At 70.6% G+C, this 21,596-nt stretch carries 26 protein-coding genes; 22 read left to right on the forward strand and 4 right to left on the reverse strand.

Annotation, left to right across the window (positions count from 1 at the left end; translation table 11 throughout):
• Positions 1-5: 5 nt before the first annotated feature.
• From fliD to IB242_RS19895, 22 genes are all read left to right on the forward strand, one after another.
• Entirely contained in the window at positions 6-1,355 is a 1,350-nt protein-coding gene (gene fliD, locus IB242_RS19790) for a flagellar filament capping protein FliD (protein ID WP_192283566.1), read from the forward strand.
• 2 nt (positions 1,356-1,357) lie between these two features.
• Entirely contained in the window at positions 1,358-1,744 is a 387-nt protein-coding gene (fliS, locus tag IB242_RS19795) for a flagellar export chaperone FliS (protein WP_192283568.1), read from the forward strand.
• Complete coding sequence (locus IB242_RS19800) at positions 1,741-2,064, forward strand: hypothetical protein (protein ID WP_192283570.1); 324 nt, start codon at positions 1,741-1,743, stop codon at positions 2,062-2,064. Before fliS ends, IB242_RS19800 begins: the two co-directional genes overlap by 4 nt.
• Complete coding sequence (locus tag IB242_RS19805; protein WP_192283572.1) at positions 2,061-3,212, forward strand: flagellar hook-length control protein FliK; 1,152 nt, start codon at positions 2,061-2,063, stop codon at positions 3,210-3,212. The genes IB242_RS19800 and IB242_RS19805 overlap by 4 nt, the downstream gene beginning before the upstream one ends.
• Position 3,213: 1 nt before the next feature.
• On the forward strand, positions 3,214-3,681 hold the full coding sequence (locus tag IB242_RS19810; RefSeq protein ID WP_192283575.1) for a flagellar basal body-associated FliL family protein: 468 nt from the start codon (positions 3,214-3,216) through the stop codon (positions 3,679-3,681).
• The gene (locus IB242_RS19815; protein ID WP_192283577.1) at positions 3,678-4,397 is read left to right on the forward strand and encodes a FliA/WhiG family RNA polymerase sigma factor; all 720 of its coding nucleotides are present in this window, start codon (positions 3,678-3,680) and stop codon (positions 4,395-4,397) included. Before IB242_RS19810 ends, IB242_RS19815 begins: the two co-directional genes overlap by 4 nt.
• A gap of 89 nt (positions 4,398-4,486) precedes the next feature.
• Entirely contained in the window at positions 4,487-5,359 is an 873-nt protein-coding gene (gene motA / locus IB242_RS19820; RefSeq protein WP_192283579.1) for a flagellar motor stator protein MotA, read from the forward strand.
• Positions 5,356-6,261 (forward strand): flagellar motor protein MotB, encoded by a 906-nt coding sequence (locus tag IB242_RS20880; RefSeq protein ID WP_192283581.1) that lies wholly within the window; start codon positions 5,356-5,358, stop codon positions 6,259-6,261. Before motA ends, IB242_RS20880 begins: the two co-directional genes overlap by 4 nt.
• A 107-nt stretch (positions 6,262-6,368) precedes the next feature.
• Positions 6,369-6,656 (forward strand): flagellar biosynthesis anti-sigma factor FlgM, encoded by a 288-nt coding sequence (locus tag IB242_RS19830; RefSeq protein WP_192283582.1) that lies wholly within the window; start codon positions 6,369-6,371, stop codon positions 6,654-6,656.
• A gap of 4 nt (positions 6,657-6,660) precedes the next feature.
• Positions 6,661-7,089, forward strand: a complete 429-nt coding sequence (gene flgN / locus IB242_RS19835; RefSeq protein WP_192283584.1) for a flagellar export chaperone FlgN — start codon at positions 6,661-6,663, stop codon at positions 7,087-7,089.
• Positions 7,090-7,108: 19 nt separating this feature from the next.
• The gene (locus tag IB242_RS19840; RefSeq protein ID WP_225540887.1) at positions 7,109-7,783 is read left to right on the forward strand and encodes a glucosaminidase domain-containing protein; all 675 of its coding nucleotides are present in this window, start codon (positions 7,109-7,111) and stop codon (positions 7,781-7,783) included.
• A gap of 230 nt (positions 7,784-8,013) precedes the next feature.
• Entirely contained in the window at positions 8,014-8,868 is an 855-nt protein-coding gene (locus IB242_RS19845; protein ID WP_192283588.1) for a flagellin, read from the forward strand.
• A 183-nt stretch (positions 8,869-9,051) separates the two neighbouring features.
• Positions 9,052-9,900 (forward strand): FliM/FliN family flagellar motor C-terminal domain-containing protein, encoded by an 849-nt coding sequence (locus IB242_RS19850; RefSeq protein ID WP_192283590.1) that lies wholly within the window; start codon positions 9,052-9,054, stop codon positions 9,898-9,900.
• Positions 9,901-9,903: 3 nt separating this feature from the next.
• On the forward strand, positions 9,904-10,242 hold the full coding sequence (gene fliN, locus IB242_RS19855; RefSeq protein ID WP_192283592.1) for a flagellar motor switch protein FliN: 339 nt from the start codon (positions 9,904-9,906) through the stop codon (positions 10,240-10,242).
• Entirely contained in the window at positions 10,239-11,006 is a 768-nt protein-coding gene (gene fliP, locus IB242_RS19860) for a flagellar type III secretion system pore protein FliP (protein ID WP_192283594.1), read from the forward strand. The genes fliN and fliP overlap by 4 nt, the downstream gene beginning before the upstream one ends.
• A gap of 10 nt (positions 11,007-11,016) precedes the next feature.
• Positions 11,017-11,286, forward strand: coding sequence for a flagellar biosynthesis protein FliQ (fliQ, locus tag IB242_RS19865; protein ID WP_192283596.1), 270 nt, complete (start codon positions 11,017-11,019; stop codon positions 11,284-11,286).
• A gap of 7 nt (positions 11,287-11,293) precedes the next feature.
• Positions 11,294-12,082 (forward strand): flagellar biosynthetic protein FliR, encoded by a 789-nt coding sequence (gene fliR, locus IB242_RS19870; protein ID WP_192283598.1) that lies wholly within the window; start codon positions 11,294-11,296, stop codon positions 12,080-12,082.
• Complete coding sequence (locus IB242_RS19875) at positions 12,079-13,218, forward strand: flagellar type III secretion system protein FlhB (RefSeq protein ID WP_192283600.1); 1,140 nt, start codon at positions 12,079-12,081, stop codon at positions 13,216-13,218. Before fliR ends, IB242_RS19875 begins: the two co-directional genes overlap by 4 nt.
• Positions 13,215-15,308, forward strand: coding sequence for a flagellar biosynthesis protein FlhA (locus IB242_RS19880; protein ID WP_192283602.1), 2,094 nt, complete (start codon positions 13,215-13,217; stop codon positions 15,306-15,308). Before IB242_RS19875 ends, IB242_RS19880 begins: the two co-directional genes overlap by 4 nt.
• A 34-nt stretch (positions 15,309-15,342) precedes the next feature.
• Positions 15,343-15,543: a hypothetical protein gene (locus tag IB242_RS19885; protein ID WP_192283604.1), complete on the forward strand. Its 201-nt coding sequence runs from the start codon at positions 15,343-15,345 to the stop codon at positions 15,541-15,543.
• Positions 15,544-15,788: 245 nt separating this feature from the next.
• The gene (locus tag IB242_RS19890) at positions 15,789-16,553 is read left to right on the forward strand and encodes a response regulator transcription factor (protein WP_192283605.1); all 765 of its coding nucleotides are present in this window, start codon (positions 15,789-15,791) and stop codon (positions 16,551-16,553) included.
• Positions 16,553-17,803, forward strand: coding sequence for a HAMP domain-containing sensor histidine kinase (locus IB242_RS19895; protein WP_192283607.1), 1,251 nt, complete (start codon positions 16,553-16,555; stop codon positions 17,801-17,803). The genes IB242_RS19890 and IB242_RS19895 overlap by 1 nt, the downstream gene beginning before the upstream one ends.
• A 130-nt stretch (positions 17,804-17,933) precedes the next feature.
• Here IB242_RS19895 and IB242_RS19900 read toward each other — a convergent pair whose 3' ends face one another.
• From IB242_RS19900 to IB242_RS19915, 4 genes are read right to left on the reverse strand one after another with little or no spacing between them, the layout of a single operon-like run.
• Positions 17,934-18,965 (reverse strand): hypothetical protein, encoded by a 1,032-nt coding sequence (locus IB242_RS19900; protein ID WP_192283609.1) that lies wholly within the window; start codon positions 18,963-18,965, stop codon positions 17,934-17,936.
• A 7-nt stretch (positions 18,966-18,972) separates the two neighbouring features.
• The gene (locus IB242_RS19905) at positions 18,973-19,884 is read right to left on the reverse strand and encodes a flagellar hook-associated protein 3 (protein WP_192283611.1); all 912 of its coding nucleotides are present in this window, start codon (positions 19,882-19,884) and stop codon (positions 18,973-18,975) included.
• 9 nt (positions 19,885-19,893) lie between these two features.
• Positions 19,894-21,237 (reverse strand): flagellar hook-associated protein FlgK, encoded by a 1,344-nt coding sequence (gene flgK / locus IB242_RS19910; RefSeq protein ID WP_192283613.1) that lies wholly within the window; start codon positions 21,235-21,237, stop codon positions 19,894-19,896.
• A gap of 35 nt (positions 21,238-21,272) precedes the next feature.
• The gene (locus IB242_RS19915; RefSeq protein ID WP_192283615.1) at positions 21,273-21,596 is read right to left on the reverse strand and encodes a flagellar biosynthesis protein FlgI; all 324 of its coding nucleotides are present in this window, start codon (positions 21,594-21,596) and stop codon (positions 21,273-21,275) included.

Raw genomic sequence — 21,596 nt, forward strand, 5'->3', positions numbered from 1 at the left:
CACGCGTGGACATCTCCGATTCCAACTATCCGCACACCATGGCCAAGGCCTACGCGGACCGCTACGCGATCGGTGCGCAGGAGCGCCTGGCGCAGCAGAAGGCCGCAGCGACCGCGGGCAGCAAGGCGCTGGGCGACCTGCGCACCGCGCTGAACCGCTTCAACACCGCGCTGTCGACCCTGACGTCCAAGCCCAACGGCATGGTCCAGTACGGCGGCACCGTGTCCGACGCCGCGCGCGGCAGCGTGGCGATCTCGGCCGGCGCCGCCCCGGGCAGCTACCGCTTCCACGTCGAAACACTGGCTTCCTCGCACCAGCTCACCAGCGGCACGCTCGGCGCCACCGTGCCGGCCGCCGGTGCCGGCAGCATCACCCTCCAGCTGCAGGACGGCAGCAGCATCGACGTCGATCTGTCCGCGGCCGACGGCAACGGCAACGGCGAGCTGACCCCGGCCGAGATCGCGCGTGCGATCAACCAGGCCTCCGGCGGCAAGGTCAGCGCGTCCACCCTGACCATCGACGGCCAGCAGCGCCTGGTGCTGAGCTCCGGTGTCGGCGGCGCGGCCGGCGAGATCACCATCGATGCCGGCGCGGTCGGCGATGCCGGCCTGCGCGCGGCGCTGCAGGGTAGCACCGAGACCAGCGCGGCGCGCAATGCGGTGTTCCACCTCGGTGGCCTGGGCGGTACCCGCATCGAGCAGGGCAGCAACACCTTCACCGGCATCGAAGGCGTGCAGCTGACCTTCGCCCAGGCCGGCGGCGAGGTGGGCCTGACCGTGGCCCGCGACGACAGCGCGACCACCGCCAACGTGCAGGCCTTCGTGGACGCCTACAACGCGCTCAAGACCAGCCTGGACACGCTGACCCGTTCCGGCGATTTGGCCGGTGGCGACAGCGGCGGTCCGTTCTCCAGCGATGCGGGCGTGCGTGCGTTGCGTACCCGCCTCAACGACATCCTGCGCCAGGCGGTCGACGGCAACCGCCTGTCCGACATCGGCGTCAGCGCCGACAAGAAGGGCCTGTTGTCGCTGGACGGAACCCGTCTCAAGGCGGCGCTGGAGCGTGATCCGGACCTGCCCGGCACCCTGGTCGGCGACGGCAGGACCGGACTCAGCGGCGCGTTCAACACCTACCTGGACAGCTGGCTGTCGACCAACGGCCAGCTCAAGAGCCGCCAGGACGGCGCCGACACGATTCAAAAATCGTTGAGCAAGCGCGAGCTCGCGGTGAACGATCAGTACGATCGCCTCTACGCGCGCTATCTGGCCCAGTTCACCCAGGTGCAGGTGATGGACGCCCAGATGAAGGACACGCTGTCCCTGCTCGAGGCCATGCTGCCAGGCAACAACAAGTGACCATGGACCAGTTCGGATACGGAAGCTATCAAACGGTCGGGCTGAACACCCAGACCGCCAGCGCCTCGCCGGTACAACTGGTGCTGGTGCTGATGGACGGGCTGCTCGACGAGCTGGCGCGCGTGCGCGCGCACATCGAGGCCCGCCGCTACGAGGCCAAGGGCCTGGGCATCAACAAGTGCATCGACCTGCTGACCGCGCTGTCCAGCTCGCTGGATTTCGAGCTCGGCGGCGAGCCGGTCAACGACCTGGCGCGGCTCTACGAATTCATGACCCTGCGCCTGAACGAGGCGGGCATCGCCATGGAGCCGGGCATGGTCGATGAGGTCCATGGGCTGGTGGTGACCCTGCGCGACGCATGGCGGACGCTGGAAGCGAGGTCCGCATGAACGCGCCTGCGCGCCCCGTGCGCCTGCTGCCGGCGGCGGTCGACGGCCTCGACCAGGCCGTGGCGTCGGGCGACCTGACCGCGATGGCCGCGGCCGACCGGGTCCTGCATGCAGTGCTGTCCGATCTGGATCCGGCCGCCGACGTCGCCGAAGCGCTGCACGCGTCGCTGCGGCGCGCCGAACAGGCGCTGCTGGCCGCACGCGCCGCCGCCAGCGCCGAGATGCGCCGCCTCGGCGACGAGATGGAGGCATTGCAGCGGCAGCGTGTGGGCACCCAGGCCTATGCCAGCCACGAGCAGGTGCACGAGGACGGCGCATGATCGCGGTGCCGCCGCTGCTGGCGACCACCGGCGCGCAGGCGCAGGGCCAGGTCGCACCGGCCTCCCAGCCCGCGGGCGCGGCGGCGTTGCCGCCGTTCGGCCGGGCGCTGGCCACCGGTGCCGGCGATGCCGGCCTGCACGACCTGCAACACCTGCTCGCCGGGCTGCAGCACGATGCGCCTGCGCCGGCCGAGGATGCCGCCGTATCGGCCCCGGGCACCGACGCCGCGGCGGCCACCGATTCCAAGCATGCGGCGGCGCGCTCGCTGATCGCGGCGCTGTTCGCCCCGGCCACCGGGCAGACCGAAGACAGCGAGGGCGAGCCCGCCGGCATCGACGGTGCCGTGTTCGCCGCGCTCGCCGGCACCGATCTCGAAGCGGTGCTGGCCAGGGCGCTGCCCCCGGTTGCGCCAGCCGCCCCAGTGCCGGGCCTGGTCCCGGAACGTCTGCCGTCCATCGCGCTGGCCGATCTTTCCGCATCCGCGCGTGCCGGCGCCACAGCGGGCACCACGCCGTTGCCCGCATCTCCGTCACCGGCACTGCCGCTGCCGGCCTCGCCGATCGCGGCCGTGGACGCGGGCGATGGCGCCGGTGCGACGCCCGCACCGCGCATCGCGGCCGCTGCGGAGCTGCTGCTGCCCGCGACTGCCGGCACGTCCACGACCGCCGCCCACGCGGGCGTCGCCACGGCGACGGGCGCGACCCGGCCGGAGGCGGGCCAGTCCACATCCGAGGCGGGACTGCTCGGACTGCTCGGCCATCGCATCGCGCTGCAGAGCCAGCAGGGCGTGCAGCAGGCCGTGGTCCGGCTCGAGCCCTACATGGCCGGCACGGTGCAGGTGGAGATCCGGCATGAGGCCGGCGCGCTGCGCATCCTCCTCACCGCCACCAACGACGACGTGGTCCGCCAGCTGCAGACCGTCGGCGAGGGCCTGCGCCAGGAGCTGGGCGCGCGCCAGTTCACCGAGGTCAGCGTGCAGGTCGGGCAGCAGCGCCATTCCGGCGGCGATGCCGGCCAGGGGCGCCACGGTCGCGAAGACGGCGGCGCGTCCGAACAGAAGACACCGGGGCGCGCGCTTGGCGACTCCGACGATGCCTACGCCGCATTCGCCAGCGTCCTGCGGCGGATGAACGGAGCCGGAGACTGACATGCGTACCCTGGTCATCGTGCTCGCCACGCTGCTGCTCGTGGTCCTTGGCGGAGGCGGCTACGCCTGGTACGCCAGGCTCGGCCCGTTCGCGTCCGCGATGGCCGCCGGGTCCACCGAGGCTGTGCCCCCGCCGCCGCCCGCGGCACCGCCCGAGCATTTCGTCACCCTCGACAAGCTGGTGGTGATGCTGCGCACCGAACCGCAGCAGACCCGCGCGCGCTACCTGGCGATCGACCTGGTGTTCGCCTGTGAGGACAAGAAGAAGGCGGCGCGGGCCAAGGCCCAGCTGCCGCTGCTGCGCAGCGTGGCCCATCGCAGCCTGGCCGGGTACCGCGCCGACGAGATCCGGCAGATGGAGATCGACGATCTGGTCGGCATGCTCGAGTCCGAGTACCGCAAGGTCTACGGCAGCGAGAAGGAAACCCCGTTCTCGCAGGTGATGATCGCCAGGATGATGCTGGAATGAGCCTGCATCATGCCGAGTACATGCATGTGCAGTGCGTCGGCGATGCGGTCGATCCCAGCGTCGAGCGGGACTGGATGATCAGCTACATGCCGCTGGTCAAGCGCGTGGTGCGCAGCCTGTCCTCGCACGCCGGCAGCGTCATGGACCGCTCGGACATGGAGCAGATCGGCCTGGTCGGCCTGCTCGAGGCGCTGCGCCGTTACGGCGCGCCCGACGCGAAGTTCGGTGCCTACGCCAGCCTGCGCATCCGCGGCGCGATCCTCGACGAACTGCGTCGCCAGGACTGGCGCCCACGTACCGCACGCCAGGGCGCGCACCGGCTGCGTGCGGTCGAGCGCAGCCTGCGCCGCGAGCTGGGCCGCGAGCCCGAGCGCGCCGATGTCTGCCAGGCCATGCAGATCAGCGCCGAGGAGTACGACCGCCTGCAGCGCGACGACTGCGCCGAGGAGTTCGCCAGCTTCGACGCGATGATCGCCGAAGGCCTGGACATTCCGGGCCAGCAGGCCGGGCCGGAGAAGCGCGCGGTCGACAAGGCCAGCCTGGCCCGCGCGCTGGTGGCGCTGGACGAGCGCGAGCAGAAGGTGATCCAGCTGTACTACGAGTTCGACCTCAGCCTGGAAGAGATCGCGCGCGTGCTGGACCTGACCGCGGCCCGCATCTGCCAGATCAACAAGCGGGCGCTCGCCAAGATGCGCGCGCTGCTCGAACAGGATTAGGGCGGGCCACGGCCGCCGGGAGACGTCCCGGTGGCCGCGCCACGCCCAGGAACGACCGGCGCCATGCCGGCACATCGGAAGCATCCACCATGCAACAGTTGTTCGGCATCCTCATCGTCCTCGGCTGCGTGTTCGGCGGCTTCCTCATCATGGGCGGCACCTTCGACCTGCTGTGGCAGCCGGTGGAGCTGCTGATCATCGTCGGTGCGGCCGCGGGCGCGCTGGTGGTCGGCAATCCGCGCCACGTGCTGATCGAGCTGCTGGCCCAGGTGCGCAAGGTGTTCGTGCGCTCCAAGCCCGGCACCGAGCACGAGATGGAGCGCCAGCTGCTGCTGGTGATGTACGAACTGCTGCAGCTGGGCCGGGACCTGAAGGCGCTGGACGAGCACGTCGAATCGCCGGCGCAGAGCTCGATCTTCCAGCGCTATCCGCTGATCCTGGAATCGTCGCGGCTGCTGCCCTTCATCGTCGACAACTTCCGCCTGATGGCGCTGGGCAAGATCACCGCCCACGAGCTGGAGGGCGTGCTGGAACAGGAGCTGGAATCGATCCACCGCGACCTGGAGCAGCCGTCCAAGTCGCTGCGCAAGATCGGCGAGGCGATGCCCGGCTTCGGCATCGTGGCCGCGGTGCTGGGCGTGGTGATGGCGATGAGCATCGTCGCCGAAGGCGCCAGTTCGGGCGAGATCGCGGCCAAGGTCGCCGCGGCGATGATCGGCACCTTCCTCGGCGTGTTCCTCTGCTACGGCGTGCTCGACCCGATCAGCAACGTGATCGCGCAGGTGGTCAAGAGCGAGGTCGCCGAACTGGAGTGCATCAAGGTGGTGCTGGTGGCCTATGCGGCCGGCAAGCCGCCGCTGCTGGCGCTCGATGCCGGGCGCCGGCTGGTGCCGCTGAACAGCAAGCCCAGCTTTGCCCAGCTCGAAACCTGGATCAACCAGCTGGATGAGGCGGTGGCGTGAGCGCCGACGACGCCGCGTCTGCCGGCAAGGGCCGCGGCGGCAAGGGCGGCCACCACGAGACCATCGTCAAGCGTGGCCGCAGCCATGCGCACGACGACGACCACGGCGGCAGCTGGAAGGTGGCGTTCGCCGACTTCTGCCTGGCCCTGATGTGCCTGTTCCTGGTGCTGTGGCTGCTCAACGCGCGCGAGGACGAGGCGGTGCGCGACATGGGCCGCAGCACCATGTTCGAGGGCAGCACCGGCCTGCTCGACGGCCAGGGCGGACACATCGAGAGCCTGCACGTGCCGCCGGAGGCCACCCGCGTCTACGAGACCCGCGAGGACCTGGAAGAGCTGGCCGAGCGGCTGCGCCAGCTGGGCGAGGAGGCCGGCCTGGAGGAGAACCTGGGCCTGGAGGTCACCGACGCCGGCCTGCGGGTGATGCTGCACGACACCGAGCGGCGCGGCGTGTTCCGGCTCGGCAGCGCGATCCCCACCGAGCGCTTCCGCGACCTGCTGCGGCGGCTGGGCACGCTGTTCGCCGGGGTCGGCAATCCGATCCTGGTGGTCGGCCATACCGACGCGGTGCCCTACCGCTCCGCGATCGGCACCCGTTCCAACTGGCACCTGTCCAGCGAACGGGCGCTGTCGGCCCGGACCCTGCTGCTCGATGGCGGCATGCCGTCCGGAGCGATCCTGCAGAGCGTGGGCATGGCCGACAACGCGCCGCTGACCCCGGACGACCCGGATGCGGCGGTCAACCGCCGGATCGAATTCATGATCCTGGGCCCGGCCAGGGCCCGGGCGATCCGGCAGATGTTCGGCGTGCCGGACAACCCGACCCCGCTGATCGACGGCGTCCAGGCGGTCGGGCGGATGCCCGGGACCGCACCGGCGGAGGCGCAGGACGCGACCCCGTAGGGAGGCGTTTAAGTCCCTGCCCCGGCCGGTCGTCTAGGACAGGCATCGCAGGAGATTTCATTCAGCTTTTGGCCTCCCCCCCACCGAACCCGCGTAAGGTAGCCGCCATGAAGATCGTCTTCCCGCCACCCGTCCAGCCGGCCGCCAGCAGCCGGCCCGCGTCCGTCGACAAGGCCGTTGCCGCGGTCGAACGGTGGGTGCCGGTGGCCGCGGGCGAGCCGCAGCCGCACGACGATGCCGACATCGTCCGCGCTGCCGAGGCCGCGCTGAAGGCCGGTTCGGATTTCGACAGCCGCGTCAGCGAGATCAAGAAGGCGGTGCAGGCCGGCCGCATCCGCTTCGATGCCGACGTGCTGGCCGCCAGCATCCTGCGGCACCACGGCAAGCAGGACTGACCCGGTGGCACAGAGCGCGACCCTGTCCCGTGTGTTCGAGGAGCTCGACCGGGAGCTGGCGATCTACCGCGGCCTGGCCGGGATGCTCGAGGAGCAGTATCTGGTCGCGACCCGGCTCGACACCTCGGCCATGGTCCGGATCAGCGACGCGATCGCCCGCGAGGTGCGCGCACTCGACGCCAACGGCAGCGCGCGGCATCCGCGCCTGCTCGACGTGGTCGCGCTGATCTGCCGGCGCGGCAACGACGCCTCGGTATCGCCGCAGCTCGATGCCAGCCAGCACGCGCAGCTGGAGGCCCGCTGCCGCGAACTGCGCCAGCTCGCCGTCCAGTGCAAGGCGCTGACCGTGCGCAACGGCAACCTGCTGGCCTCGCAGTTCGAGGGCATGCACCAGGTGCTGCACGGCGAAACCCATACCTATGCTCCGGGCTGAGCGTCCAGGCATCACGACCATGCCGGCGACGCCCGCGGCGCCGGTGAGCCCGGCGCGGATGGGCGGCCAGGGCTTTTCCGGCGTCTACGCGCAGCTGCGCGGCGAGGTCGCCGACACGATCCTCCATGGTTTCCCGGCCGCCTCCAGGGCGATGTCGGTGCCGGCGTGGACGCCGCCCGCCGCGCCCGCTCCGGCGGCCACCGCCGCCGTCGGCACGCCGGCCGGCGAGGACGAGCGCCGGAGCTTCCTGGCGCAGATCGCACCGTGGGCAGAACGCGCCGCGCGCCGGCTCGGCGTGTCCAGCGACCTGATCGCCGCGCATGCCGCGCTCGAATCGGGCTGGGGCCGGCAGCCGGTCAGGACCGGCGACGGCGCGTCCACGCACAACCTGTTCGGGATCAAGGCCGGCAGCAGCTGGGACGGGGCCAGCGCCGACGCGATGACCACCGAGCACCTGGGCGGCGCCGCGCTGCGCATGGTCCAGCGCTTCCGCGCCTACAGCGATTACGGCAGCGCGTTCGACGACTACGCGCAGCTGCTGCAGCTGCCGCGCTACGCCGGCGCGCGCGATGCCGGCGGCGACGTGCGCAGCTTCGCCCGCGGCCTGGTCGATGGCGGTTACGCCACCGATCCGGGCTACGCGCACAAGCTCGAACAGGTCGCGCGCCAGGTCCAGCGCCTGTCCATCCCCTGATCCGCACGGCGGTTCCGTCCACGCGAGCTGCATGCCTCCGTGCCGCGTCCGCGTGATGTCAGCGCGTCCGCCGCGCGCGGATGTGACCGCAGGCACAGATTCGGATGTCCGCCGATAAAAAGCCGCCGACGCCTTAATCGGTCGCTCCGGCCGGTCGCCTTGCAGTGATGTGGGCGATGGCGTCCACGCCCAAATCCCCTGTTTCCAAAGACTTCCAAGGACACCTCGCCATGAGTCTGAGCCTGCATACCAATGCCGCCTCGCTGAGCATCCAGAACAACCTGGCCAGCAACCGCGTCGCCCTGAACACGTCGATGACCCGCCTGGGCACCGGCTACAAGATCAACTCGGCCAAGGACGACGCGGCCGGTCTGCAGATCGCGACCCGCCTGCTGGCCCAGACCCGCGGCATGAGCGTCGCCGCGCAGAACACCCAGAACGGCATCTCGCTGATGCAGAACGCCGAAGGCGCGTTCAACGAGTTCACCAACATCCTGCTGCGCATGAAGGACCTGGCCACCCAGTCCGCCGACGGCTCGGCCACCGACAAGGACCGTACCGCCCAGCAGAGCGAGTACGACGACCTGGTCAAGGAACTGAACAACATCTTCAGCAACACCACCTACGGTGGCGAGAAGCTGCTGGCGGCGGACGGCAAGCTGGGTTCGGGTACGGTGACCTTCCAGATCGGCGCGACCGCCGCCGAGACCATGGAAGTGGACATCTCGACCGCGCTGGGCACCATCAGCGGCTCGATCGCCAGCACCGGCTCGATCGGCGCATCGGGCGCGATCAGCACCCAGACCGCCGCCAACGCCCTGATCACCACCCTGAGCGATGCGCTGGACGACGTCGGTGAAGTCCGTTCGCAGCTGGGTGCGGCGCAGAACCGCCTGACCCACACCTTCAACAACCTGCAGAACATGAGCACCAACACGACCGATGCGCGCGGCCGCATCACGGACGTGGACTATGCGTCGGAAACGGCGAACATGACCTCGAAGAACATCCTGATGCAGGCCAGCACCTCGATGCTGCGCCAGTCGTCGCAGATGAGCCAGATGGTCCTGTCGCTGCTGCAGTAACAGACAGCGTCGCCTCCGCCCGGTGCATGCCCGGGCGGGGCGCGATCCATCGCTGTAACGGACTGCGTGGCCCCGGCCGCGCGGTCCGTTCGCGTCTTTGGATTGCGTTGAGAATCGCCCCGGGCCCAAATCGCCGCCACCACAATGCAGCCTCCTGAGCTGCCTCCGGCGTCCGCGCTGCCCATGGCCCGACCGCGTCCACAACCCGGCACCGCACAGCGTCGCATCGCACCGCTGGACCCGTGCACGCTGGGGCGGCCGTTCCATCTGCTGGACGACTATCTGCGGCGCCTGGTCGCGCACCTGGACCGGCTGTTGCAGCAGCGCTTCAACCGCCGCTGCGATGCCGCCTTCCAGCCCGGCGCGGCGCATGTCGCCGCCTTCCTGGCCGGCACCGGCGAAGGTGCGGTCTGGCGCGGCTACCGCGACGACACCGGCGCGGTCGCGGTGCGGATCGACCGCCCGCTGCTGCTGGCGATGCTCGACTTCCATTACGGCGAGGCCACGCGGGCCGGATCCGGACACGCCGACGAGGTGCCCGAGACCGAGACCGAACACCGCTTCGCCAGCGCCCTCCACCTGCAGTTCCTCGACGCGCTGTCGCTGTGCGCCAGCGGCGCGGCCGGGCGCTTCGCCGCCGATCCGGTCGCGTTGCCGCGCGCCGGGCACCGCATCGTGCGCATCGAACTGCGCGAACAGACGTTGGGCCTGTCGGGCAGCATCGAATTCGCGCTGGACGAGGCCTGGCTGACCCGCCTGTTCGACTGCGTGGTCCCGCAACGCGCGCCCTCGCCGCCCTCGGCCGATGCGCGCGTGCCGCTGCAGCGCCGGCTGCCGGTGCGGATCGAGGCGCAGATCGCCAGCCGCGACCTGGCCTTCGAGGACCTGCTGCGGCTGCGCGTCGGCGACGTGCTGCCGATCCGGCCCGTGACCAGCGCCGAGGTGCTGGTCGAGGGCGTGCGCCTGTACCGGGCCAGCATCGCCGAACAGGGCGGACTGCTGTGCCTGACCTTCTTCGAGCCTGCCGAGTAAGCCATGAGCAACCGCGACTTCGATCCCGATGCCCTGCTGGGGGCCCTCACCGGCCAGCCGGGCGCCGACGCCGAGGCCGGCCAGGCCCGCCGCGAACCGCTGCAGCTGCTGCGCCGGATTCCGGTCAAGCTGACCCTGGAAGTCGGCGCCGCCACCCTGCCGCTGTCGGAGCTGATCGCGCTGGAGCACGGCTCGGTGGTCGAGCTGGACCGGCTCGCCGGCGAACCGCTGTCGATCAAGGTCAACGGCACGCCGATCGGACGCGCCGAGGTGGTGGTGTCCGGCGAGAACTACGGCCTGAAGATCGTCGAGCTCGACGACCTCGGCGCGCTGACCCCATGAACACGGCGGCCCGCCCGCCACGCGCCGCCGGCGCCCGCTGGCTGCTGCCGGCGCTGCTGTGCGGCGTGGCGCTGCCGGGATCGGCGCTGGCCGCGGTCACCGCGCCGCTGGTGTCCGGCTCGATCGAGGAAGGCTTCACCGTCAAGACCCAGATCCTGGTCCTGATGACGCTGCTCGGGCTGCTGCCCGCGCTGCTGATGACGATGACCAGCTTCCTGCGCTACGTGATCGTGCTGTCGCTGCTCAAGCAGGCGCTGGGCCTGCAGCAGGGCCTGCCGCAGCGGGTCATCACCGGCGTCGCCCTGGTCCTGACCCTGCTGGTGATGAAGCCGGTCGGGCAGCAGATCTGGGACAACGCGCTGATGCCGTACGACCAGGACCAGATCACGATGCAGGAGGCCCTGCGCCGCGCCGACGACCCGCTGTCGCGCTTCATGCTGGCGCAGACCGACAAGGCGACCCTGGCCCACATCGCGCGCATCTCCGGCGAACCGGCCGACCTGGCGCCGCAGGACTACTCGTTCACGGTCAAGCTGGCCTCGTTCGTGCTCAGCGAACTCAAGACCGCGTTCCAGATCGGCTGCATGCTGTTCATCCCGTTCCTGGTGATCGACATCGTGGTCGCCTCGGTGCTGATGGCGATGGGCATGATGATGCTGTCGCCGCTGGTCATCTCGCTGCCGCTCAAGCTGCTGCTGTTCGTGCTGGTCGACGGCTGGTCGCTGACCGTCAACACGCTGGTGACCAGCATCCAGGGCTTCTAGGGACGCGCACATGACTCCCGACATCGTCGCCCAGCTGGCCGTCGAGGCGCTGCGCCTGATCATCCTGCTGGTGGTGGTGCTGATCACCCCCAGCCTGGTGGTCGGCGTGGTCGTGAGCCTGATCCAGGCCGCGACCCAGATCAACGAGCAGACCATGAGCTTCCTGCCGCGCCTGATCGCCACGCTGCTGATCATCGGCTTCGCCGGCAACTGGCTGGTCGGCAAGCTGATGGAATACACGGTCCAGCTGTTCCAGCGCGCCGCCCAGCTCGTGGGCTGAGGCAGGCATGGAAGCGGTCCTGCGCGAACTGCAGACGCTGTACCTGGGGCTGCTGTGGCCGTTCGTGCGGATCGCCGCCACCCTGGCCAGCGCGCCGGTGCTGGGCGAGATGATGATGCCGCTGCGCGCGCGGCTGCTGGTCGCGCTGATCCTGGCGGTGGCGGTGCAGCCGGCCCTGCCCGACCTGCCGGCGATCAGTCCGTTCTCGCTGCTGGGCGTGATGACCGTGTTCGAGCAGGTCCTGCTCGGCGGCCTGATCGGCCTGGTGTTCCATCTGGTGCTGTCGGTGATGCTGCTGTTCGGCGCGCTGGCCTCCTCGCAGATGGGCCTGTCGATGGCGGCCCTCAACGACCCGATGAACGGCACCTCCAGCGACGCGATCTCGGCGCTGATGTACGTGGTGTTCGTGCTGCTGTTCTTCTCCTCCGGCGGGCATCTGGTGCTGACCCAGGTGCTGGCGCGCAGCTTCCATGTCTGGCCGGTCGGCAGCTTCTGGTTCGACGCCGCCGCGCTGCTGCGGCTCGCGCTCGGCGTGGGCTGGATCTTCGCCGCCGCGCTGATGCTGGCGCTGCCGCTGGCCTTCGCCGCGCTGGCGGTGCAGCTGGGCGCGGGCATGCTCAACCGGGTCGCGCCGCCGCTGAACCTGTTCGCGCTGGGCTTCTCGATCACGATCATGTTCGGCCTGCTGCTGGTCTCGCTGCTGGTGCCGTCCCTGCCCGACCACTTCATGCGCATGCTCACCCACGTGGTCGGGCTGCTCGACAGCCTGGCGCCCGCGCCGCCGGTGACGCCGTGAGCGGGTCGCAGACCGGCGACAAGACCGAACAGCCGACCGCACAGAAACTGCGCAAGGCGCGCCAGGAAGGCCACGTGCCGCGTTCGCGCGACATCGGCACCGCGGTGGGCATCCTGGTCTGCCTCAAGCTGACCCTGTGGATGCTGCCGTGGTGGCTGGAGGACTTCCGCCGGCTGTTCGCGCTCGGCATGGCCGATCACGGCGGCATGGGCAGCCTGGATTCGGCGACCTCGCAGCTGTTCCCCTCGACCCTGGTGCTGATCGCCAAGATGCTGCTGCCGCTGGCGGCGGTGCCGTTCTGCATCGCGGTGGCCTCGCTGTTTCCCGGCGGCCTGCTGCTGTCCAGCCACCAGCTGATCCCCAAGTTCAGCCGCGTCAACCCGATCACCAACCTCAAGAAATTCGTCTCGCCGCGGCACTACGCGCAGACCGGGATCATGATCCTCAAGGCGCTGTCGGTGATCGCGGTGCTGTGGTGGCTGTCGCGCCGCAACCTGGCCCATTTCGCGCAGCTGCAGGGCGCGCCGCTGGAAGTGGCGCTGCTGCACGGCTCGCGCCTGCTGACCGACACCGTGCTGTGGCTGTGCGCGGTGCTGATCGTGTTCGCGCTGATCGACGTGCCGGTGCAGCGGCTGCTGTTCATGCGCGAGCAGCGCATGAGCAAGCGCGACATCAAGGACGAGCACAAGACCAGCGAGGGCCGGCCCGAGGTCAAGCAGCGCATGCGCCAGCTGCGCCGCGCGATGGCCCACAGCGGCATCCGCCGCAGCGTGCCCGGTGCCGACGTGGTGGTGGTCAACCCGACCCACTACGCGGTCGCGCTCAAGTACGACGAGTCGCGCGCGCAGGCGCCGTTCGTGCTGGCCAAGGGCGTGGACGAGACCGCGCTGTTCATGCGCCAGGTCGCCGAGCAGCACGGCGTGGAGATCCTGACCCTGCCGCCACTGGCGCGGGCGGTCTACCACACCAGCCAGGTCAACCAGCAGATTCCCGCCGCGCTCTACGACGCGGTCGCGCAGGTGCTGATCTACGTCCTGCAGATCAAGGCGTTCCGCCGCGGCGAACGCCGCGCCAGGCCGCAGCTGCCCGCGCACTTCGACATTCCCGCCGCACTGACCGATCCGGAGCCGGCATGAGCCAGTTCACCGCCTTCCTCGCCCCGCTCCGCCGGTTGAAGCTGGCCGCGCCCGTCGGCGTGCTGCTGTTGCTGGGCATGCTGATCCTGCCGCTGCCGCCGGCGGTGCTCGATACGCTGTTCGTGTTCAACATCGCGCTGGCGATCGTGGTGATCCTGGTCAGCGTGACGGTGCGCAGGCCGCTGGAGTTCTCGGCGTTCCCGACCATCATCCTCGGCGCGACGCTGATGCGGCTGATGCTCAGCGTCGCCTCGACCCGCGTGGTGCTGCTGCACGGCCACGAGGGCACCGACGTCGCCGGCCGGGTGATCGAGTCGTTCGGCCACGTGGTGATCGGCAGCAACTTCGTGGTCGGCCTGGTGGTGTTCGTCATCCTGATGATCATCAACTTCGTGGTCGTCACCAAGGGCGCCGAGCGCATCTCCGAGGTGTCGGCGCGCTTCACCCTCGATGCCCTGCCCGGCAAGCAGATGGCGATCGACGCCGATCTCAACGCCGGCCTGCTGACCCAGGAACAGGCGCAGCAGCGGCGCTCGGAGGTCGCGGCGGAGGCCGACTTCTACGGCGCGATGGACGGTGCGTCCAAGTTCGTGCGTGGCGATGCCATCGCCGGCATCCTGGTGCTGATCGTCAACATGGTCGGCGGCCTGCTGATCGGCGTGGCGATGAACGACATGAGCCTCGGCGACGCGTTCCGCCAGTACGGCCTGCTGACCATCGGCGACGGCCTGGTCGCGCAGATCCCGGCGCTGCTGCTGTCGGCGGCGGCGGCGATCATCGTCACCCGGATCAGCGCCACCGGCGATTTCGAACAGCAGGTCAGCCAGCAGCTGCTGGCCTCGCCGAACGTGATGTACGGCGCGGCCGGCCTGCTGTTCCTGCTGGCGATGCTGCCGGGCATGCCGGCCTTCATCTTCCTGGCCTTCGCCGGGTTGATCGGCTACGTCGGCTGGCGCCTGCAGCAGCACCAGCCGGCCGAGGCGGTGGCCGAGAACGTGCGCGAGGCCGAGGCCGCGCTGCTGACCCCGCCGCCCGGCACCCTGGACTGGAGCGCGATCCCGTACGTCGAGCCGCTGGCGGTGGCGCTGGGCTACAAGCTGATCGGCCTGGTCGACGAAGGGCAGGGCGCGCCGCTGACCAAGCGCATCCGCGGCATGCGCCAGAGCCTGTCGGAGCAGCTCGGCTTCCTGGTGCCGCAGATCGGCGCGCGCAGCGACCTGTCGCAGCCTCCGGCGCAGTACGCGATCCTGCTCGGCGGCGCGGTGGTGGCGCAGGGCCAGGTCCATGCCAGCCAGCTGATGGCGATTCCTTCGCCGAACGTGTACGGCCAGCTCGACGGCATCCCCGACGTCGATCCGGCCTACGAGATGCAGGTCACCTGGATCGACCCGGACCGCCGCGCGCATGCGCTCGGCCTCGGCTACCAGGTGGTCGACTGCTCGACGGTGATCGCCACCCATCTGTCGAAGGTGGTGCGCGAGAGCATCCACGAGCTCTTCAGCTATGACGACGTGGCCGCGATGCTGGAGCGGCTGACCGCGCTGGCGCCGGTGCTGGCCGAGGCGCTGGGCAAGGCGCTGACCCATGGTCAGCTGCGCCGGGTGTTCACCCTGCTGCTGGTCGAGCACGTCTCGCTCAAGGACATCCAGACCATCGCGTCGGCACTGATCGAGGCGGCCGAGACCACCAAGGATCCGATCCTGCTGGCGGCCGAGGTGCGCTGCGCGCTGCGCCGGCAGATCGTCACCGACCTGGTCGGACAGAAGCGCCAGATCCAGGGCTTCGGTCTGGGCAGCGAACTGGAAAGCCTGCTGCTGGGCGCATTGAGCAGCGCCGAGAGTTCGGGCGGGCGGCTGCCGCTGGACAACTATCCGATCGATCCCAACGTGCTGACCCAGCTGCAGCTGAACATGCCGGCCACGCGCGAGCAGATGAAGCAGCAGGGCCTGCCGCCGGTGCTGCTGGTGATCCCGCGCCTGCGGCCGATCCTCGCGCGCTACGCGCGGCTGTTCGCGCCGGGGCTGAGCGTGCTGTCCTACAACGAGATCCCCGAAGGCAAGGAAGTGAGCCTGGTCGGCGCGCTCGGCTGACCGGCCTGCGTGTGCATCCTGCCGGAGCGCGCCATTGATCCGGCGCAATGCGGCGCGCGCGCGCGCCTCGCCGATGCTGCATGTCCTGCCGAAGCGACGGTTGTCCGACCCGACGACCGTCGGGATGTGCGTGCGCGCACAGAACGGCAGCGCCGTCCTCAAGAAAATCCGCCGCCTGACGATCAGTGAGGGCGATGAGGAATCTGCTTTCCGATCAACGACTTTCGGAATGTAGATCGAGCAGGACCATAAGTTTGATGGAGTTCGCATTGTTTCCATGAAGCCAATCACGCTTCGTGGAGCCCTTCGCCGGGAGGACGAAGGGGACGTGCCTGGACGCGGAGGGTCCGGCACGACTCGTGCATCCGTCGGACCGAGGTCGCTCGTCGGCCGCACCGGTTTCTCCCGTCCACTGGACCGGACGAAGACGCTGCGGTCGCGCCCCCGCATCGACCTCCACTGAACAGGATTTCACCCAAGATGCGCGTCGCGATTCTGGAAGACACGATCCGGCAGGCCATGTCGGTCGCGAGCTGGTTGGACCGGGCCGGTTACAAGAGCGTGGTGCGCCACGACGGCAACAGTTTCATCAAGCTGCTGGAGACCGAGCAGGTCGACATGCTGCTGCTGGACTGGGAAGTGCCCGGCAGGAGCGGCATCGACGTGCTGCGCTGGGCCCGCGAGCGGCACGCCGACACCCTGCCGGTGATCATGCTGACCCAGCACGACACCGAGGACAGCATCGTCGAGGGCCTGGAGAGCGGCGCGGACGATTACCTGATCAAGCCGGCCGGCGAGCGTGAGCTGATCGCGCGGATCCGCGCGCAGGCGCGCAAGTACTTTCCCGAGAAGCTGCGCGGCGACGTGCTCACCGTCGGCGCCTACACGCTGGACCCGAACGCGCGCAGCGTGCGCGTCGATGCCGGTGCGGCCAGCCGCCTGGTGCACCTGCCGTCGCGCGAGTTCGCCCTGGCCCAGCACCTGTTCCGCAACCTCGGCCGGATCGTCAGCAAGGACGAGCTGATCGGCTGCATCTGGGGCGAGGTCGAGCGCAAGTACGACGCCACCCTGGCCACCTACGTCAGCAAGCTGCGCAGCAGCCTGGAGCTGCGGGCCAAGAACGGCATGATCGTCTCGACCGTCTACAACCACGGCTACCGGCTCGAACAGCTGCCCGGCGCGCGCCAGCGCGGCCGCGAGGCCGGCGCCGGCCATCCCGGTCACCTGGCCCTGCGCGTCAGCTGATGGCGGTGCCGATCGGCCGGGACACGCCGGCAGGCGGCGGGCGTCGCCATGCGTTCGTGCCGGGCGCTGCACTCATGGTGCTGGCCGGCCTCGGCCTGCTGCTGGCGAGTGAGGCGCAGGCCGCGGCCCTGGCCGCGGCGGGCACGCTGCCGGCCTGGCTGACCCTCGGCGCGCTCGCGGTCGGCAGTGCCGCCGCCGGTGCCGGCGCGGCCGGCCTGCGTCATCGCCGACGGCGCAGCCGCGACCGCGCGCTGCTGCAGGCGGCGATGCTCGAGCGGGTGCCGTATCCGGTGTTCCTGCTCGATGCCGATGGCCGGGTGGTGCTGCACAACCAGCGTGGCCGCCGCCTGGCCACCGCCGCCGGCATGCCGGCCGACGCGGGCGGACTGGAGACCTTCCTGGCCGGACTGGAGCAGGACGATCCGCAGGGCGGGGTAGGGGTGCGCATCGATGGCCGCCGCTGGCTGCCGCTGCACCTGCCCTATGCGCTGCCGGCGACGACCACGCAGCTGCCGCACAGCCTGCTCTGTCTGGTCGATCTGGAGGCCAACGGCTGCGGCTGCGACAAGGTCGCGCTGCGCCACATCGCGCACGACCTGCGCAGCCCGCTGACCACGATGCTGGCGCTGATCGAGGAGCACTCGGAACGGATCAGCGAACGCCCGGTGGTGCCGACCGGCATCGACCTGTCCTTCCTCGACGAACTGCGCCGCCAGGCCGACTACTCGCTGCGCCTGTCGCGCGATTTCCTGCAGCTGTCGCGCGCCGAGCAGCTCAACCGCACCCAGTTCTCACCGGTGTGCCTGGCCGACGTGGCCGCCGAGGCGATCGACCAGATGTGGATCGCCGCCGAGCAGCGCGCGATCGAGCTGGTCGGCCCGCTCAGCGACGCCGAGAACACTTGGATTTCCGGCGATGCGGCGATGCTGGTGCGGGTGCTGGTCAACGTCATCGACAACGCGATCAAGTACTCGCCGCGGCAGACGCGGGTGCTGACCCGGGTCCGCGCGCTCGACGAGGCGACGCTGGAAGTGCGCGTCGCCGACCAGGGCCATGGCATCGCCGAGGCCGACCTGCCGCATCTGTTCGACCCGTTCGTGCAGCTGTGCGGGCACCAGGAGGGCGCCGGCGGCGTCGGCCTGGGGCTGGCCTTCGTCCGCAGCGTGGTCGAGCGCCACGGCGGCGAGGTGTCGATGAGCAGCCGCCTGGGCCATGGCAGCGAGCTGCGGATCGTGCTGCCGCGCGGCTGAGCGGACTGTGCGGCGCGCGCGGGAAGATCCGGCAACCGGGAGGGGGACGACGATCGGGCCGCATGCGCCCGCCGTGCAGACCGCGACCGGTCTTCCATCCTGACGGGCGGCATGCGCCCGTGCGCGTCGCTCAGTGGTCCAGCACCGACCCCACGCGCTGCCGGTTGAGCCCGCGCAGGCACGCGCCCGCGGTCGACAGCCGCCGGTAGCCGGAGTCCTCGGCCAGCGCCGCGGCGAAGGCATGCGCGGCCGCGCCCAGGGTCGCGCGGCCCGGCCGGCGGTGCTCGGCGTAGACGGTGGACGCGCTCTCGGCCAGCATCCGCGTCAGGTCGGTGCGCGCCTGTTCGACCACGGTCAGCGTGGCGCTGGTCTGGCGGAAGGTCTGGCGGCGGCCGTCGGTGTCCTCCACCTGCCACTGCGCCGGCGCGATGCGGCCCGGCACCGGCTCGGCGGCGACCCGGGTCGGCCAGCCGCTGGGAAAGCGGCGCCCGCCGCCCTGCACCAGCAGCTGCTCGCGCAGGCCGTCCCAGGCCGATTCCAGGATCGACAGCGTCGGCTCGCCGTCTGCATCGAGCCGGACCCGGATCCCGGCCGGTGCCAGGCTCTGTTCCAGCCGCGCCACGCGCGAGGGCAGGTCGCCGTCGGCGGCCAGGTACAGGGTCCGGGCCGGACGGCCCATGCCGCGCGGGTAGAAAGTCAGCGTTTCGCCCTCGGCCAGCGCCAGCGCGGCCCGGTCCAGGCCGCGCAGCCGGAACGCCTGGCGGGCATCGCCGCCGGGGAAGAACCCCAGCTCGCCATCGAGGGTGCCGCCGCTGATCGCGTGCCGCTGCGCCCACAGCGCGCGCACCTGCTCCAGGCTCTCGCCCAGTGCCGGCGGCACGCCGGCGCCGCCCGGGTCGGCGCCGAGGCGGCGGCCGAGGTCGCGCAGGCGCGGCTGCAGCGCCTCCAGGAAGGCCAGCGCGCGCTGCGCGGCGGTGGTGTGCTGGTTGAGCCGGGACTGGCGCGCGGCGAAACCGGTGAACCAGGAAGCGTCGCCTTCCTGGCGCCGTTCCGGCGCACGCGGCGGCGGCGCACTGCCGGCGACCACCGGCGGCGCGGCGACCGCATCGGAGCGCGACACCGTCTGCCGCTCGATGCCTGCCGGCAGCAGGCGCACGCTCATGTGCGCCTCACAGCAGCTGGAACGGGTTCAGCTGCATGATCTGGCCGTAGACCTTGTAGGTGGCCTGGATCGCGACCGTGTGCCGGGTCAGCTGGTCGTAGGTCTCGACCACGTCGAGCCCGCCGACGCGCTGCAGCGCCTCGCCGTTGCTGACCTGGGCCGAGGCGTGGCTGTCGTCGAGCACGCGCAGCGTGTTCTGGGCGCCGCCGAGCTGGGCGATGCGCGAACTCAGTGAACCGATGCCGTCGTCGAGCGCACGCTCGGCCGCGGCCAGGGTCGCGCGCACGGCCGGATCGTTGACGTTGACCGTGGGGTCCTCCATCAGCGCCAGCGCCGCGTCCATCTGGTTCAGCACTTCGGCGACGTTGTCGACGCTGACGTTGCCGGCCTGGGTGATGCCGTTGCCGACCACCACCTGCTGCTGGCTGGTGTTGCCGGCGAAGCTGTAGCGCGCACCGGCCGGCTGGGCCGGGTCGTAGGCGATCGGCGCGGTCGAGGTCGCGGTGCCGGAGAACAGGTAATGGCCTTCCGAGTTCCTGGCGTTGGCCGAGGTCAGCAGGGTGTCGCGCAGGGTGCGCATGCTGGAGGACATCGCATTGAGGTCCTCCGGCGTGTTGGAACCGTCCAGCGCCCACAGCACCAGGTCCTTGGCCGACATCACCGAATCGAGCATGCCGTCGAGCTGGGTCTCGTTCTGCTGCAGGCGGATGCCCAGCGCGCTGATGTTGCTGCGGTACTGCTTGAGCATCACCGCGTCGCGCTCGAGCATGCGCAGGCGCACGCTGGCGATCGGGTCGTCCGAGGGCCGCAGCAGGCGTTCGCCGCGCGACATCCGGGTCATCAGCTCGCCGAGCTGCAGGTTGCCCTTGCCCAGAGTGCCCTGGATGGTGGTGCTGAAGTGTCCGTTGGCGATGCGCATGGGGGTTCCTTACAGCGCGTTGAGCGTGGTGTCGAAGAGCTCGTTGGCCACCGAGATGACCTTCATGTTGGCCTGGTAGGCCTGCAGCAGTTCGGAGATGCGGATCACCTCCTCCTCGCTGTTGACGCCGCTGATCGACAGCAGGCTCAGGTGCGCCTGCTCGCGCAGGGTCGCGGCGGTCTCCAGCGAGGCCTGGCTGCTCTTGCTGTCCGAACCGAGCTTGCCGACCATCATCGTGTAGGCGTCGCCGATCGAAACCGTGCCCAGGCCGGGCAGGGCGAAGGTCTGGGTGCGCACGTCGATGATCGCGGCCAGGTTGTCGCTGTTGCCCGGTTCGGTGGCGCTGGAGGAGAAGCCGAGCCGGGCCTGGGTGGCGGCCGGGTCCAGCGAGATCCGGCCGCTGGCCGCGTCGATCACGAACAGGCCGCTGCCGGGCAGGCCGTCGGTGCCGTAGCCGGCGGTCAGGCTGGCGTTGATCCGGGTCGCCAGTTCCGAGGCGAGCGCGTGGGTGGAATCTAGCTGGGTCACCAGCACGTCGTTGGCGTAGCCGTACAGGCCGCCGAGCGAGCCGCCCATGCGTTCGCCGACCAGGCCGAACTGCGAGCCGCCCAGGGTCATGCCGAGCGAGAAGGTGCCGTTGGCCGCGGTGACGGCCTGCATCCTGCCGGCCAGCTTGCCGGCGACCAGCGGCGGGCCGTTCTCCAGGCTGACGTCGACCATGCCGTCCGGATGGTGGACCACGCGCACGCCGACCAGGGTCGCCAGCTCGCCGATCGCGCGGTCGCGCTGGTCGAGCAGCTCCGAGGGCGCGCCACCGGTGGCGGCGGCCTCGCCGATGCGCTCGTTGAGGCGGGCAATGGTGTCGGCCAGGGTGTTGGCCTGGTCGACGATGGTGAAGGCCTGCTGGCGGGTCGCCTCGAGCTGGCCGAACAGGGTCTGGCGCAGGCTGTCGAAGCGCTTGACCAGGTTGTCGGCCGCCGAGATCACCTGCTGCCGCAGCGGCACCGAGGTCGGCTCGGTGCTGACCTCGTCCAGGGTCGCGAAGAACGCATCGACGCCGCCCTTCACCGAGCCCTCGCCCAAGCCCATCACTTCCTCGAGCTGGCGGAAGTAGGACTCGGTCGCGCCGTAGCGGCCTTCCTGCGCCTGCGTGCTCCACAGCTGCTGGCTCTTGTAGGTATCCGCGTAGCGCAGCAGCGCGTTCACCTCGACCCCGCCGCCGACCCGCGCCGACAGCAGCACGCCCTGGCGGGTGTAGCCGGTGGTCAGCAGGTTGGCGGTGTTGCGCGAGGCCATGTTCAGGCCGGTCTGCGAGGCCATGAGGCCGGACAGGCCGATGTGGGTGATGCTCATCGTGTGGCTCCGTGGCGGTGCGGGCCGGGGACGCGTCAGCGTCCGCCGGTCCCGGTCGGGGCGGCGCCCATCTGGGCGATCAGCGCGTCGGCGATGCCGAACGCGCGCTGGCTGGCGATGCCGTCGGCGACCGTCCAGTAGGCGTGGTCCATCATCGCCGCGCCTTCGCCGTCTCCCTTGCCGTCGCCGAAGGCGTCGGCGGCCTGGCGCATGGCCTTGAGCATCTGCGCGATGAACAGGCCTTCGAACTGCACCGCGGCCTGCTGCAGCGAGGCGTCGACGCCGTCGGCCGACGGGGCGATCGCCGGCTGCGCGGACGAGGGCGCGGACGGGAAGGGCAGCAGGGCAGGCAGCGGCAC

The organism is Xanthomonas sp. XNM01, from assembly GCF_014851915.1.
Classification (GTDB): Bacteria; Pseudomonadota; Gammaproteobacteria; order Xanthomonadales; family Xanthomonadaceae; genus Pseudoxanthomonas.